Here is a 13,469-nt window from a genome sequence, read left to right as displayed (position 1 = left end):
CCGTCACCAGGGCATCATTCGATGACCAGGATGGCGTCCATTTCGACCTGGGCGCCTTTCGGCAGCGCGGCAACGCCGATGGCGGCGCGGGCCGGGTAGGGCTGTTCGAAGTAGCGGCCCATCACCTCATTTACCTTGGCGAAGTGGCTCAGGTCTGTGAGGAAGATGTTCAGTTTCACGATGTCCTTGAACGAACCGCCAGCAGCTGCAGCCACGGCCTTGAGGTTCTCGAACACCTGCACGGTCTGGGCTTCGAAGCCTTCGACCAGTTCCATGGTCTTCGGGTCCAGAGGGATTTGGCCCGACATGTACACGGTGTTGCCGGCCTTGATCGCCTGCGAGTAGGTGCCGATGGCGGCAGGGGCCTTGTCGCTGTTGATGACGGTTTTGCTCATGATGACTCCTTGCGGTTGGCGGACTACGTACGCATGCGGGTGATGCGGACCACACCGGTCAGGGTACGCAGCTTCTTGATCACACGCGCCAGGTGCACGCGGTCGTGCACGCTGACCACCAGTTGGACCACGCTGATACGGCCGTCGCGTTCGTCCATGCTGATCTTCTCAATGTTGCCGTCGGCGGCGTTGACGCTGCTGGCCAGCAGGGCGATCAGCCCCCGCTGGTGTTCCAGTTCGACACGCAGTTCGACATTGAACTCGCCAGTGATGTCCTTGGCCCAGGAGAGTTGCACGCACTTTTCGGGGTTGTGGCGGATTTCACTGATGTTGCGGCAGTTTTCCAGGTGCACGACCATGCCTTTGCCGGCCGACAGGTGGCCGACAATCGGGTCACCCGGGATCGGCGTGCAGCACTTGGCGTAGCTCAGCACCAGGCCTTCGGTACCGCGGATCGCCAGCGGGCCTTCTGGCGCCGGCAACTGTTCGCCTTCGGCCGACAGCAGGCGGCGCGCGACCACGTAGGCCATGCGGTTGCCCAGGCCGATGTCTTCGAGCAGGTCTTCTATCAGCTCCAGGCGGTACTCGGCGAGAATAGACTCGATGCGTTCCTGGGGGATTTTCTCCAGGCTGCTGTCAAAGCCAGTGAGCACCTTGTTCAGCAGGCGCTCGCCCAGGCTGATGGATTCGGAACGGCGCTGTTGCTTGAGCGCGTGCCGGATATTCGTGCGTGCCTTGCCTGAGACCACAAAGTTGAGCCAGGCCGGGTTTGGCCGAGCGCCCGGGGCGCTGACGATTTCCACTGTCGAGCCGCTTTGCAGCGGTTCGGACAGCGGCGCCAGGCGGCGGTTGATGCGGCACGCGATGCAACTGTTGCCAACGTCGGTGTGCACCGCGTAGGCGAAGTCGACGGCCGTGGAGCCTTTGGGCAACTCCATGATCCGGCCTTTGGGCGTGAACACGTAGACCTCGTCCGGGAAAAGGTCGATCTTCACGCTCTCGATGAATTCCAGGGAGTTGCCGGCACGTTGCTGCAGTTCGAGGATACCCTTGACCCACTGGCGGGCACGCGCGTGGCTGCCCTTGGGCTGCTCGTCGTCGTTTGACTTGTACAGCCAGTGCGCGGCGATGCCGTTGTTGGCCATCTCTTCCATTTCGCGGGTGCGGATCTGGATTTCGATGGGCACGCCGTGCATGCCGAACAGGGTCGTGTGCAACGACTGGTAGCCGTTGGCCTTGGGGATCGCGATGTAATCCTTGAAGCGTCCGGGCAGCGGCTTGTACAGGTTGTGCACGGCGCCGAGCACGCGGTAGCAGGTGTCAACCTTGTCGACAATGATGCGGAAGGCATACACGTCCATGATCTCGTTGAAGGCACGGCGCTTGCCGCGCATCTTCTTGTAGATGCCATAGAGGTGTTTCTGCCGACCGCTGACCTCGCCCTCGATGCCGTCGGCGGACAGGCAGTTGGCCAGCGAGTGCTCGATCTTGGCGACGATTTCTTTGCGGTTGCCGCGTGCGCTCTTCACTGCTCGATGAATCAGCGACGAGCGCATCGGGTGCATGGCCTTGAAGCCAAGGTCTTCGAACTCCACGCGCACGGTGTGCATCCCCAGGCGGTTGGCGATGGGGGCGTAGATCTCGAGGGTTTCCTTGGCGATGCGCCGGCGTTTTTCGCCAGACAGCACTTCCAGGGTGCGCATGTTGTGCAGGCGGTCGGCCAACTTGACCAGGATCACGCGGATATCGCGGGCCATGGCCATGGCCATCTTCTGGAAGTTTTCCGCCTGTGCCTCGGCCTTGGTCTCGAAATTCATCTGGGTCAGCTTGCTGACCCCATCGACCAGTTCGGCCACTGTCTCGCCAAACTGCTGGCTGAGGGCTTCCTTGGCGATGCCGGTGTCTTCGATCACATCGTGCAGCATGGCCGCCATCAGGCTCTGATGGTCCATGTGCATGTCGGCGAGGATGCTGGCCACGGCCAGGGGGTGGGTCACGTAGGGCTCGCCACTGCGGCGGCGTTGCCCATCGTGAGCCTGTTCGGCGTAGAAATAGGCACGCCGAACCAGGTTGACCTGTTCGGGGCCAAGATAGGTCGACAGCCGTTCGGCCAAGGCTTCTATACCCGGCATGGGTTCACCTCCTGCCGAGGAAGAGGGCCTTGCGCCGTACGACGTCGACCTGGCATCAATCAGACAGCCTCGTTGTTCTCGTCCTCGAACGCGGCGAACACCGGATCCTCGGTGACGATCTCTTCAGCGGCGATGAACTCGTTGGTGACGATGCCTTCGGCAATTTCACGCAGGGCAACAACGGTTGGCTTGTCGTTTTCCCACGCAACGCGTGGCTCTTTGCCGCCGGTCGCCAGCTGGCGAGCGCGCTTGGTCGAGAGCATGACCAGCTCAAAGCGGTTATCCACGTGTTCCAGGCAGTCTTCAACAGTTACGCGGGCCATGGTCTTCCTCAGTAGCAATTGCGGTGGGCGTGCAGCCCATTAATGGGCAGGCGGACTCGATAGTATAAAAATTCACCAGCCAATAGGGAAGCGCTGTTTTGCCGGGCGGTACCTGCAAACCCTGCGATGCCTTCTTCGCGGGTGAACCGGCTCCTACAGGGACCGTGTTGCTTGTAGCGGCGGGTTTACCCGCGAAAGAGCCGGAACAGACACCCTCAGTGCATGAGCTTGACGATAACCTCAGAGCATCGCGTCACGCAACCGCGGGGTCAGCTCTTCGAACAAGGTCTGCACCGAGCGCAACGCCCGGCAATCCGGCCGGGTCAGCAACCACAGCTGAGTGTCGCAGCCGGGCAGGGGACCGCTGAGAGCATCCACCCCAGGCAGCGCATGCACCATATAGTCCGGCAGTGCTGCCACGCCCAGGCCGGCCATTACCAACTGGGCGATGGTCGACATGCTGCTGCACTGGTAGCGCGGGCTCAGGCCCGGGTGTTGTTGGTTGCGCCAGACCACCGTAGGGTGGTCCTGCATCGAGTCGTCTGGTGCGATCCACGGCACGCTGGCGGGGGACTCGCTCAGGCGCTCGCGCCACTGTGGCTGGCCGCAGACTACATAGGAGGTCGAACCCAGGTTGCGGCCAACCAGGTGCTCCGGAGGTGTGTTGGTCAGGCGCAGGGCGATGTCGGCGTCGCGCCGGCTGAGGTTGGCGAAGGTATTGGAGGTGCCCATCTCCAGCGACAAAGCCGGGTAGTTGGACATGAACTCGGCCAGCGCCGGCAGCAACAGGCTGTGCATCACCGCCTCTGTGCAGGTCAGGCGCACCGTGCCGCTGACCACCTGCTCGCCACTGGTCATGGCAATGCGCGCCGCTTCCAGCGCCTGCTCGGCACGTTCGGCCTGCTCGGCCAAGGCCTGTGCGGTGTCAGTCGGCAGATAGCCCTTTCGGCTCTTGACGAACAAAGCAGTGCCCAGCGCTGACTCCAATCGGCGGATCGAGCGGAATACGGTCGAAACGTCGACTTTGAGCAGTTCGGCGGCTTTGGCCAGCGAGCGGCCACGTTCCAGTGCCAGGACCAGAGAGAGGTCTGCGTGGGTTATCTGATATTGCATTGATGCACGCTCTGCTTGCCAAATTGCCAATGTCTGTTGCGTCTGGGCCATTTTATAGTGAAACGGCCCCCCGGAATCAATGCGCCCGGTCGGGTAACCAGTCCCCACGATGGGAAAGTGAAAAGAACAACAGCTGCAACCATCGTCGCCCGTGAGGCGCCAGCCGTATCCCCACATCGCCGCAGCACATCAAAGGATGTACACCATGACGTCGGTAACCCCGTGCGCCAGTTCTTCCAGCGAGATGAATGACTTCCTCCAGGCCCATCCGGACACGCAGTACGTAGACCTGCTGATCTCCGACATGAATGGCGTGGTACGTGGCAAGCGCATCGAGCGGGCCAGCCTGCACAAGGTGTACGAGAAGGGCATCAACCTGCCCGCATCGCTGTTCGCCCTTGATATCAACGGTTCCACTGTCGAAAGCACCGGCCTTGGCCTGGACATCGGCGACGCCGACCGTATCTGTTTCCCGATCCCCGGCACGCTGTCGGACGAGCCGTGGCAGAAGCGCCCCACCGCCCAGCTGCTGATGACCATGCACGAGCTGGATGGCCAGCCGTTCTTCGCCGACCCGCGTGAAGTGCTGCGCCAGGTGGTGAGCAAGTTCGACGACCTGGGCCTGGATATTTGCGCCGCGTTCGAGCTGGAGTTCTACCTGATCGACCAGGACAACCTCAACGGCCGCCCGCAGCCGCCGCGCTCGCCGATCTCCGGCAAGCGCCCGCAGTCGACCCAGGTGTACCTGATCGACGACCTCGACGAGTACGCCGACTGCTTGCAGGACATGCTCGAAGCAGCCAAGGAACAGGGCCTGCCTGCCGACGCCATCGTCAAGGAAAGCGCCCCGGCGCAGTTCGAGGTCAACTTGCACCACGTGGCGGATCCGCTGAAGGCCTGCGACTATGCGATCCTGCTCAAGCGCCTGATCAAGAACGTCGCCTACGACCATGAAATGGACACCACCTTCATGGCCAAGCCCTACCCGGGCCAGGCAGGCAACGGCCTGCATGTGCACATTTCATTGCTGGACAAGAAAACCGGCAAGAACATCTTCGCCAGTGACGATCCGCTGCAAAGCGATACGCTGCGCCACGCCATTGGTGGCGTGCTGGAAACCATGCCGGCGTCGATGGCCTTCCTGTGCCCCAACATCAACTCCTACCGCCGCTTCGGTGCGCAGTTCTACGTGCCCAATGCGCCGAGCTGGGGCCTGGACAACCGCACCGTGGCCGTACGCGTGCCCACCGACAGCAGCGACAATGTGCGCCTTGAGCACCGTGTAGCCGGCGCCGATGCCAACCCGTACCTGATGCTCGCGGCGATCCTTGCCGGCGTTCACCATGGCCTGACCAACAAGGTCGAGCCCGAGGCGCCGATCGAAGGCAACTCCTACGAGCAGCTGGAGCAAAGCCTGCCGAACAACCTGCGCGATGCCCTGCGCGCGCTGGATGACAGCGAAGTCCTCAACCAATACATCAGCCCGGACTACATCGATATCTTCGTGGCCTGCAAGGAAAGCGAACTGGCCGAGTTCGAAGTGTCGATTTCCGACCTCGAGTACAACTGGTACCTGCACACGGTGTAAGCCCATGAGCGCAAATGCGGTCCCTTTGATCGGTGTCAGCGCCTGCCGTCAGCAGGTAGGGAAAAACTCCTCGCACACGGTCGGCGACAAGTATGTCGAGGCCGCCGGCTTTGCCGGCTTGCCACTGATCTTGCCGGCCCGTGATGGCGGCAGCGACACGCAAGCGCTGCTGGCCCGCTTGCACGGCATTGTTTTTACCGGCTCGCCTTCAAATATCGAGCCGCATCATTACAATGGCGCCCCCAGTGTGGCGGGTACCCGGCATGATCTGGCGCGTGATCGCCTGACCCTGCCGCTGCTGCAGGCAGCCATTGCCGTCGGTGTGCCCGTATTCTGCATCTGCCGAGGCTACCAGGAGCTGAACGTGGCCCTTGGCGGCAGCCTGCACCAGCGTGTGCAGGAGCTGCCAGGCTACCTTGACCACCGCGAACCCGAGGATGCCCCCCTGGAGGTGCAATACAGCCCTCGTCACTCGGTCAGTATCGAGCCTGGCGGGTTGTTCGAGCGCCTGGGCCTGGCGGCGCAGTTCGAGGTCAATTCGCTGCACAGCCAGGGCATCGACCGTCTGGCCCCAGGCCTGCGCGTCGAGGCACGGGCCCCGGATGGCCTGATCGAGGCGGTGTCCATGCCTGCGGCACCGGGCTTTGTGCTCGGGGTGCAGTGGCACCCGGAGTGGCGCTTCAACGAAAACCCGGTTTCGCTGCGTCTGTTTCAGGCGTTTCGCGAGGCCTGCAATGCCTACGCAGCACGGGAGGGCTCACGGCAGGAATGATTCTGGCGTCAGCCGAAGGTCTCGGATGACTCGTCCCCGATAGCAAGCTTTCAATGAGTGAAAGCGAGCCTTGTACCCAAGGCTTGTTAAAACAATTCCAAAATTTACGGCAAATACTCATGAGCAATTACACAGAAGCCGGCCGCCCACCCGATGTGGCGGCCGACGCGGGCAACACTCAGCGCAGCAAAGGCCTGGCCAAGGGCCGCTTGGGCCTGCTGGCCAGCGTGGTGCTGGGCATTTCCACCATCGCCCCGGTCTATACCCTGACCGGGGCCCTTGGCCCGACCGTGCGTGAGGTGGGCGCCCACCTGCCGGCCGTGTTCATCGTGGGCTTCCTGCCGATGCTGCTGGTTGCCCTGGGCTATCGCGAGCTGAACTCGGCGGAGCCGGACAGCGGGACTTCGTTTACCTGGTCGGCGCGTGCATTCGGCCCGATGATCGGCTGGATCGGCGGCTGGGGACTGGTGGTTGCCACCACGATCGTGCTGTCGAACCTGGCAGGTGTGGCGGTGGACTTCTTCTACCTGTTCCTTGGCCAGATCACCGGCAAGCATGAGCTGGCAGCGTTGGCCGACAACCTGTTGATCAACATCGTTACCTGTTGCGTGTTCATTGGTTTGGCAGTGTGGATCTGCTGTCGGGGTATCGCCACCACAATGACTGTGCAGTACGGCTTGGTGGCCCTGCAGTTGCTGGTGTTGATCGGCTTTGCTTTCGCCGCTTTCGGCGGCACCACCGCGCCGCCACCGCTGGCGTTCGATTTCGCCTGGTTCAACCCGTTCGGTGTCGAGTCGTTCTCGGCCTTTGCCGCTGGCCTGTCACTGTCGATCTTCATCTTCTGGGGCTGGGACACTTGCTTGACCGTCAGTGAAGAATCGGTGGGTAGCGAAGAGGTGCCGGGCAAGGCCGCTACCTGGACCGTGATGTTGATTCTCGGCCTGTACCTGTTCACCGCCATCGCGACCCTGCAGTTTGCCGGTATCAGTGAAACGGGTCTGGGCCTGAACAACCCGCGCATCCAGGAGAACGTCTTTGCCCACCTGGCCGGCCCGGTCATGGGGCCGCTGGCGATCCTGATGTCCATCGCTGTGCTGGCCAGTACGGCGGCGTCGCTGCAGTCCACCTTCGTGGCGCCGGCGCGCACCCTGTTGGCCATGGGTTATTACGGTGCGGTACCGCAGAAGTTCGCCAGCGTCTGCCCGCGCTCGCAAACGCCGCGCTATGCCACCATCTGCGCCGGCCTGGCCGCAGGCCTGTTCTACGTGACCATGCGTACGCTGAGCGAGAACGTGCTGGCAGATACCATCACGGCATTGGGCATGATGATCTGCTTCTACTATTCGCTGACCGCGTTTGCCTGCGTCTGGTATTTCCGCGGCAGCTTGTTCGACAGCCTGCGCCATTTCATCATGCGCGGCCTGTGCCCGCTGGTGGGTGGGGTGATCTTGTCGGTGATCTTCGTGCGTACCGCCATCGACAGTGCGTCGCCGGACTTCGGCAGCGGCTCGCATGTGGGCGGTCTGGGGCTGGTGTTCGTGATTGCCGCGATCATCTCGGTGCTTGGTATCGGCCTGATGATGCTGTCGCGCATGCGTGCGCCGGCGTACTTCCTCGGGGCTACCCTGCGTCAGCAGGCTACCTTGCCACTGCAGGAATAAACCAATGGGGCCGCTCTGCGGCCCCATCGATCTTTAGCCGATCATTTGCTTCAGCAGCGCCGCATGACGCTGCTGCTGCTTCTTCAACAGCAGCCGATTCGAGCGGAACACCGCTTTCAAGTCTGCCAGCGCCGCGTCGAAATCATCATTGATGATCACGTAGTCATACTCGTCGTAGTGCACCATCTCGCTGACCGCTTCCTTCATGCGCCCGGCAATGATCTCTTCGCTGTCCTGCCCGCGTCCGTCCAGGCGGTGACGAAGCGCCTCCTGGCTTGGAGGCAGGATGAACACCGACAGCGCCTGTGGCATCAGCTTGCGCACCTGCTGGGCACCTTGCCAGTCGATTTCCAGGATCAGGTCGTAGCCTTGGTCCAGGGTGTGCTGCAGCGCGCTGCGCGAAGTACCGTAGAAGTTGCCGAACACTTCGGCATGCTCCAGAAAGTCTCCTTGCGCGATCAGCGTCTTGAACTCCTCGTGGACGACGAAGTGATAGTTCACCCCGTGCTGCTCGCCCGGGCGCATGGCGCGGGTAGTGTGCGAGACCGAGACGCGAATCTGCTGGTCGTCTTTGGTCAGGGCGGTGACCAGGCTGGTCTTGCCGGCACCCGAGGGGGCCGAAACGATGTAGAGGGTGCCGCTGCTGTGGTTCATGGTAGGGGTGGCCTTACTCGATGTTCTGTACTTGTTCACGCATCTGTTCGATCAGTACCTTCAGGTTGACCGCCGCTTGCGTGCTGCGTGGGTCGAAGGCCTTGGAGCCAAGGGTGTTGGCCTCGCGGTTGAGCTCCTGCATCAGGAAGTCCAGGCGCCGGCCAGCGGCGCCGCCACCCTTGAGCACGCGGCGCACTTCGGTGACGTGGGTGCTGAGGCGGTCGAGCTCCTCTGCCACGTCGCTTTTCTGGGCCAGCAGTACCATCTCCTGCTCCAGGCGCTGTGGGTCCAGCTCGGCTTGCATGTCGCCGAAGCGGTCGAGAATCTTCTGCCGCTGCGCCGCCAGCATCTGCGGCACCAGGGCGCGCAGGGTCGTGACTTCGCTGGCCATGTTGTCCAGGCGTTCGTTGATCAGCCGCGCCAGTTCCTGGCCTTCGCGCTGGCGCCCGGCCTTGAGTTCGGCCAACGCTTCGTCGAACAGCGCCATGGCTTCGGCGTTCAGTGCCTGTGGGTCGCTGGTGTCGGCCACCAGCACGCCTGGCCATGACAGCACTTCCAGCGGGTTCAGGGGGGCAGGCTGCTTGATCAGGCTCGCCACTTCTTCGGCGGCGGCAACCAGTTGCTTGGCGCGCTCATGGTCCACTTTCAGCGGTTTGCCATTACTGTCTTCGTTGAGGCGCAAGGTGCATTCCACCTTGCCGCGTGACAGGCCCTGGCGCAGGCCTTCACGTACACCGCCTTCGAGGTCGCGCAGGGCCTCGGGCAGGCGCAGGTGCGGCTCCAGGTAACGGTGGTTGACCGAACGCAGCTCCCAGACCAGGGTGCCTTGGCTGCCGGCGCGCTCGACACGAGCAAAAGCGGTCATGCTGTGCACCATGGGGAGTACCTCGCGTAGATGAATGAACGGTGGGAGCCTCTCGGCTGCAAGGCGCAGGATTGTAGCGCAGTGTCGCCGTGGCGCCCAATCCACCTATGTTACCGACGGGTGGCTACTGCGGTAGGAAAAGGCGACGGGCTGTGCCGGGCACGACAATAGGCATGTCTTCCCCGGGCTGCGGGCTCTATAATGCTCGGCAGATTCAAAGTCCCAGTACAGGTATCCCAGATGAAACGTCCAAGTGGTCGCGTTGCCGATCAGCTCCGCTCGATCCGCATCACCCGCAACTACACCAAGCACGCCGAAGGGTCGGTACTGGTCGAGTTCGGTGACACCAAAGTCATCTGCACGGTCAGCGTTGAAAACGGTGTACCGCGCTTCCTCAAAGGCCAGGGCCAAGGCTGGCTGACCGCCGAGTATGGCATGCTGCCGCGCTCCACCGGCGAACGTAACCAGCGCGAAGCCAGCCGTGGCAAGCAGGGTGGCCGCACCCTGGAAATCCAGCGCCTGATCGGCCGTTCGCTGCGCGCCGCGCTGGACATGAGCAAGCTCGGTGACATCACCCTGTACGTCGATTGCGACGTGATCCAGGCCGATGGCGGTACCCGTACCGCGTCCATCACCGGCGCCATGGTTGCCTTGTGCGATGCTTTGGCAGTGATCAAGAAGCGCGGCGGCCTCAAGGGCGGCAACCCGCTCAAGCACATGATCGCTGCCGTGTCGGTAGGCATGTACCAGGGCGAAGCGGTGCTCGACCTGGACTACCTGGAAGACTCCGCAGCCGAAACCGACCTGAATGTGGTCATGACCAGCGCTGGTGGTTTCATCGAAGTGCAGGGTACTGCCGAAGGCGCACCGTTCCAGCCGGAAGATTTCAACGCCATGCTCGCCCTGGCGCAGAAGGGCATGAACGAGATTTTCGAGCTGCAGCAGGCGGCACTGGCTGACTGAAGCCAGCCAAGGAGGTGCGGGGCATGAGCGATTCGAACCTGTCGATCACCCCGCCCAATGCCGAAATCCGGCAATGGGCGATGTTCTGCCACCTCTCCGCGCTGTTGGGCCTGGTAGTGCCGCTTGGGCACCTGCTGGGCCCGCTGGTGCTATGGCACCTCAAGCGTGAGCAAGACCCTTTTATCGACGCCCAGGGCAAAGAGGCGCTGAACTTTCAAATCAGCGTGACCATTGCCGGGTTCATCTGCTTCCTGCTGATGTTCGTGGTTATCGGGCTGGTGCTGTTTGCCATGCTCACGGTGGCAGTGATGATATTGATCATCATTGCGGCGGTGCGGGCGAATGAGGGCAAGCCTTATCGCTACCCGATGATCTGGCGGCCGATCAAATAACCATTGGGGCTGCAACGCAGCCCCAATGGCCTTTTAGATGGTCAGCGTCCAGTCATAGTCGACGATCAGCGGTGCATGCTGGGAGAAGCGTGGCTGACGCGGCAGGCGAGCGTTGCGCACGAAGCGGCGCAGGCCCGGGGTGAGAATCTGGTAGTCGAACCGGTAGCCCAGGTTGAGCATCTCGGCCTGCTCGTTGTCTGGCCACCAGCTGTACTGGTCGCCTTCACGGCTGACTTCGCGCAAGGCATCTACATACCCCATCTCGCCAGTGATGGCATCCATCCAGGCGCGTTCTGGCGCCAGGAAGCCTGGCGACTGCTGGCTGTCACGCCAGTTTTTGATGTCGAGCTTCTGCTGCGCCACGTAGAACGAGCCGCAATAGATGTATTCGCGACGCTTGCGACGCTGCTTGTCCAGGTACTTGGCGAAGTCGTCCATCAACTTGAACTTCTGGTTCAAGTCTTCGTCGCCGTTCATGCCCGAAGGCAGCAGCAGGCTGGCAATACTGACTTTGTCGAAATCTGCTTGCAGGTAACGCCCGTAGCGGTCGGCTGTCTCGAAGCCCAGGCCGGTGATGACTGCCTTGGGCTGCATGCGCGAGTAAAGGGCCACACCACCTTGGGCAGGCACCTCCGCGTCGCAGGCATAAAGGAAATAGCCATCGAGCTGGAAAGCTGGGTCGTCGAGTTCAAAGGCCGAGGCGCGGGTATCCTGAAGGCAGATGACGTCGGCATTCTGGGCTTGCAGCCAGCTGAGCAAACCACGCTCGGCCGCAGCCTGAATGCCATTTACGTTCACACTGATGATCCGCATAAATGGCCCCATAAATCTCGTGCGTGTATGATACCCGAGCTCAACCCATTTAGCTAAATCCGTGGTGTCCGGGACTATTCATGCAGCCGTATCAGCGCGACTTTATCCGTTTTGCCATCGATCGCGGGGTACTGCGTTTCGGTGAATTCACCCTGAAATCGGGGCGTACCAGCCCGTATTTCTTCAATGCCGGCCTGTTCAACACCGGTTCCGCCCTGGCTGAACTGGGCCGTTGCTACGCCGCCGCCATCGTCGACAGCAAAATCCCCTTCGATGTGCTGTTCGGCCCGGCCTACAAGGGTATCCCTTTGGCGGCGACTACCGCCGTGGCCCTTGCCGACCAGCATCAGCTCGACGTGCCATGGTGCTTCAACCGCAAGGAAGCCAAGGACCACGGCGAAGGTGGCAGCCTGGTCGGCGCGCCGCTGGCCGGTGACGTGCTGATCATCGACGACGTGATTACTGCCGGTACCGCCATTCGTGAGGTCATGCAGATCATCAACGCCCAGCAGGCCAAGGCCGCTGGTGTACTGATCGCGCTGAACCGGGAAGAGCGCGGCAATGGCGAACTGTCGGCGATCCAGGAAGTGGAACGCGACTTCGGTATCCCGGTGGTCAGCATTGTTTCGCTGACCCAGGTGCTGGAGTTCCTGGCTGACGATCCACAGTTGAAGCAGCACCTGCCGGCTGTGGAGGCCTATCGGGCGCAGTACGGGATCTGATCCTGGCCTAGGAATGAAAAAGGCGACCTTCTTCAGAGGGTCGCCTTTTTTTGTGCCGCCTGATCTGGCCCTTTCGCGGGTAAACCCGCTCCTACACGGGGATTTCCTTTGTAGGAGCGGGTTTACCCGCGAAGAGGCCAGTGCAGGCTAACCGATCAATCAGCGCGGCTTGCGGTTGGTAATCAGGGTGCCCACGCCGCTGTCGGTGAAGATCTCCAGCAGCACTGCATTCGGCACGCGGCCATCAATGATGTGCGAGCTGTTCACGCCGCCCTGCACCGCATCCAGCGCGCACTTGATCTTCGGCAGCATGCCGCCATAAATGGTGCCGTCAGCGATCAGTTCGTTGACCTGCTCGGTGGTCAGGCCGGTCAGGACCTGGCCCTGCTTGTCCATCAGGCCGGCGATGTTGGTCAGCAGCATCAGCTTCTCGGCTTTCAGCGCCTCGGCCACCTTGCCCGCCACCAGGTCGGCGTTGATGTTGTACGACTCACCGTTGGCACCCACGCCGATTGGCGCGATGACCGGGATGAAGTCGCCCTTCACCAGCATGTTCAACAGGTCGGTGTTCACGCTCACCACTTCACCGACGTGACCGATGTCGATGATTTCCGGAGTGGTCATCTCGGGCGTCTGGCGGCTGACAGTCAGCTTGCGGGCGCGAATCAGCTCCGCGTCCTTGCCGGTCAGGCCGATGGCGCTGCCGCCGTGGCGGTTGATCAGGTTGACGATGTCCTTGTTGACCTGGCCACCCAGCACCATCTCCACCACGTCCATGGTCGCCGAGTCGGTGACGCGCATGCCGTCGATGAAGTGGCTCTCGATCGACAAGCGCTTGAGCAGGTCGCCGATCTGCGGGCCACCGCCGTGGACCACCACCGGGTTGATGCCCACAGCCTTCATCAGCACGATGTCACGGGCGAAGCCCGTCTTGAGCTCCTCGCTCTCCATCGCGTTGCCGCCGTACTTGATCACCAGGGTCTTGCCGACAAAGCGGCGGATGTAAGGCAGTGCTTCGGACAAAACCTCGGCTACATGGGAAGCGGCATCGCGATCGAGGGTCATGCAGGGCTCCT

At 62.0% G+C, this 13,469-nt stretch carries 14 protein-coding genes; 6 read left to right on the top strand and 8 right to left on the bottom strand.

Annotated features, from left to right (window positions below):
• Positions 1-14: 14 nt before the first annotated feature.
• From ACZ889_RS03540 to ACZ889_RS03525, 4 genes are all read right to left on the bottom strand, one after another.
• A complete protein-coding gene (locus ACZ889_RS03540; RefSeq protein WP_476257179.1) occupies positions 15-395 on the bottom strand; it encodes a RidA family protein in 381 nt (126 codons plus the stop codon).
• Between the two features lie 23 nt (positions 396-418).
• On the bottom strand, positions 419-2,527 hold the full coding sequence (gene spoT / locus ACZ889_RS03535; RefSeq protein ID WP_003253381.1) for a bifunctional GTP diphosphokinase/guanosine-3',5'-bis pyrophosphate 3'-pyrophosphohydrolase: 2,109 nt from the start codon (positions 2,525-2,527) through the stop codon (positions 419-421).
• Between the two features lie 59 nt (positions 2,528-2,586).
• On the bottom strand, positions 2,587-2,850 hold the full coding sequence (gene rpoZ, locus ACZ889_RS03530; RefSeq protein WP_003253383.1) for a DNA-directed RNA polymerase subunit omega: 264 nt from the start codon (positions 2,848-2,850) through the stop codon (positions 2,587-2,589).
• A 240-nt stretch (positions 2,851-3,090) separates the two neighbouring features.
• Complete coding sequence (locus ACZ889_RS03525; RefSeq protein ID WP_003253385.1) at positions 3,091-3,963, bottom strand: LysR family transcriptional regulator; 873 nt, start codon at positions 3,961-3,963, stop codon at positions 3,091-3,093.
• A 205-nt stretch (positions 3,964-4,168) separates the two neighbouring features.
• Here ACZ889_RS03525 and ACZ889_RS03520 point away from each other — a divergent pair, with 205 nt between their 5' ends.
• The 3 genes from ACZ889_RS03520 (at position 4,169) to ACZ889_RS03510 (ending at position 7,984) form a co-directional block, all read left to right on the top strand.
• Positions 4,169-5,551: a glutamine synthetase family protein gene (locus ACZ889_RS03520; RefSeq protein WP_003253387.1), complete on the top strand. Its 1,383-nt coding sequence runs from the start codon at positions 4,169-4,171 to the stop codon at positions 5,549-5,551.
• A 4-nt stretch (positions 5,552-5,555) separates the two neighbouring features.
• The gene (locus ACZ889_RS03515) at positions 5,556-6,323 is read left to right on the top strand and encodes a gamma-glutamyl-gamma-aminobutyrate hydrolase family protein (protein ID WP_012054103.1); all 768 of its coding nucleotides are present in this window, start codon (positions 5,556-5,558) and stop codon (positions 6,321-6,323) included.
• Between the two features lie 119 nt (positions 6,324-6,442).
• A complete protein-coding gene (locus ACZ889_RS03510) occupies positions 6,443-7,984 on the top strand; it encodes an APC family permease (protein ID WP_003253391.1) in 1,542 nt (513 codons plus the stop codon).
• Positions 7,985-8,017: 33 nt separating this feature from the next.
• Here ACZ889_RS03510 and gmk read toward each other — a convergent pair whose 3' ends face one another.
• Both gmk and ACZ889_RS03500 read right to left on the bottom strand, forming a co-directional pair.
• Positions 8,018-8,638 (bottom strand): guanylate kinase, encoded by a 621-nt coding sequence (gene gmk, locus ACZ889_RS03505; protein ID WP_003253393.1) that lies wholly within the window; start codon positions 8,636-8,638, stop codon positions 8,018-8,020.
• Positions 8,639-8,651: 13 nt separating this feature from the next.
• Positions 8,652-9,515 (bottom strand): YicC/YloC family endoribonuclease, encoded by an 864-nt coding sequence (locus ACZ889_RS03500; RefSeq protein ID WP_180689076.1) that lies wholly within the window; start codon positions 9,513-9,515, stop codon positions 8,652-8,654.
• A gap of 228 nt (positions 9,516-9,743) precedes the next feature.
• On the opposite strand from ACZ889_RS03500, the gene rph reads away from it, so the two are divergent.
• Positions 9,744-10,466, top strand: a complete 723-nt coding sequence (rph, locus tag ACZ889_RS03495; protein WP_003253397.1) for a ribonuclease PH — start codon at positions 9,744-9,746, stop codon at positions 10,464-10,466.
• A gap of 23 nt (positions 10,467-10,489) precedes the next feature.
• Positions 10,490-10,858: a DUF4870 domain-containing protein gene (locus ACZ889_RS03490; RefSeq protein WP_014861507.1), complete on the top strand. Its 369-nt coding sequence runs from the start codon at positions 10,490-10,492 to the stop codon at positions 10,856-10,858.
• 33 nt (positions 10,859-10,891) lie between these two features.
• Here ACZ889_RS03490 and ACZ889_RS03485 read toward each other — a convergent pair whose 3' ends face one another.
• Positions 10,892-11,671, bottom strand: a complete 780-nt coding sequence (locus ACZ889_RS03485; RefSeq protein WP_003253401.1) for an exodeoxyribonuclease III — start codon at positions 11,669-11,671, stop codon at positions 10,892-10,894.
• 80 nt (positions 11,672-11,751) lie between these two features.
• On the opposite strand from ACZ889_RS03485, the gene pyrE reads away from it, so the two are divergent.
• A complete protein-coding gene (gene pyrE / locus ACZ889_RS03480) occupies positions 11,752-12,393 on the top strand; it encodes an orotate phosphoribosyltransferase (RefSeq protein WP_003253405.1) in 642 nt (213 codons plus the stop codon).
• 159 nt (positions 12,394-12,552) lie between these two features.
• On the opposite strand, the gene argB is transcribed toward pyrE, so the two are convergent.
• Complete coding sequence (argB, locus tag ACZ889_RS03475) at positions 12,553-13,458, bottom strand: acetylglutamate kinase (protein WP_004575216.1); 906 nt, start codon at positions 13,456-13,458, stop codon at positions 12,553-12,555.
• Positions 13,459-13,469 lie beyond the last annotated feature (11 nt).

It is taken from the genome of Pseudomonas sp. TE3895, assembly GCF_056278855.1.
The sequence above is the reverse complement of the archived record's forward strand: the minus strand, read 5'-3'. Positions and strand labels throughout refer to the sequence as shown.

Coding starts and splice junctions, on each gene's coding strand:
- spoT (WP_003253381.1), bottom strand. CDS start 2,527: ATGCCGGGTATAGAAGCCTTGGCCGAACGGCTGTCGACCTATCTTGGC.
- gmk (WP_003253393.1), bottom strand. CDS start 8,638: ATGAACCACAGCAGCGGCACCCTCTACATCGTTTCGGCCCCCTCGGGT.
- ACZ889_RS03515 (WP_012054103.1), top strand. CDS start 5,556: ATGAGCGCAAATGCGGTCCCTTTGATCGGTGTCAGCGCCTGCCGTCAG.
- ACZ889_RS03485 (WP_003253401.1), bottom strand. CDS start 11,671: ATGCGGATCATCAGTGTGAACGTAAATGGCATTCAGGCTGCGGCCGAG.
- pyrE (WP_003253405.1), top strand. CDS start 11,752: ATGCAGCCGTATCAGCGCGACTTTATCCGTTTTGCCATCGATCGCGGG.
- ACZ889_RS03500 (WP_180689076.1), bottom strand. CDS start 9,515: ATGGTGCACAGCATGACCGCTTTTGCTCGTGTCGAGCGCGCCGGCAGC.
- ACZ889_RS03510 (WP_003253391.1), top strand. CDS start 6,443: ATGAGCAATTACACAGAAGCCGGCCGCCCACCCGATGTGGCGGCCGAC.
- rpoZ (WP_003253383.1), bottom strand. CDS start 2,850: ATGGCCCGCGTAACTGTTGAAGACTGCCTGGAACACGTGGATAACCGC.
- argB (WP_004575216.1), bottom strand. CDS start 13,458: ATGACCCTCGATCGCGATGCCGCTTCCCATGTAGCCGAGGTTTTGTCC.
- ACZ889_RS03540 (WP_476257179.1), bottom strand. CDS start 395: ATGAGCAAAACCGTCATCAACAGCGACAAGGCCCCTGCCGCCATCGGC.
- ACZ889_RS03490 (WP_014861507.1), top strand. CDS start 10,490: ATGAGCGATTCGAACCTGTCGATCACCCCGCCCAATGCCGAAATCCGG.
- ACZ889_RS03520 (WP_003253387.1), top strand. CDS start 4,169: ATGACGTCGGTAACCCCGTGCGCCAGTTCTTCCAGCGAGATGAATGAC.
- ACZ889_RS03525 (WP_003253385.1), bottom strand. CDS start 3,963: ATGCAATATCAGATAACCCACGCAGACCTCTCTCTGGTCCTGGCACTG.
- rph (WP_003253397.1), top strand. CDS start 9,744: ATGAAACGTCCAAGTGGTCGCGTTGCCGATCAGCTCCGCTCGATCCGC.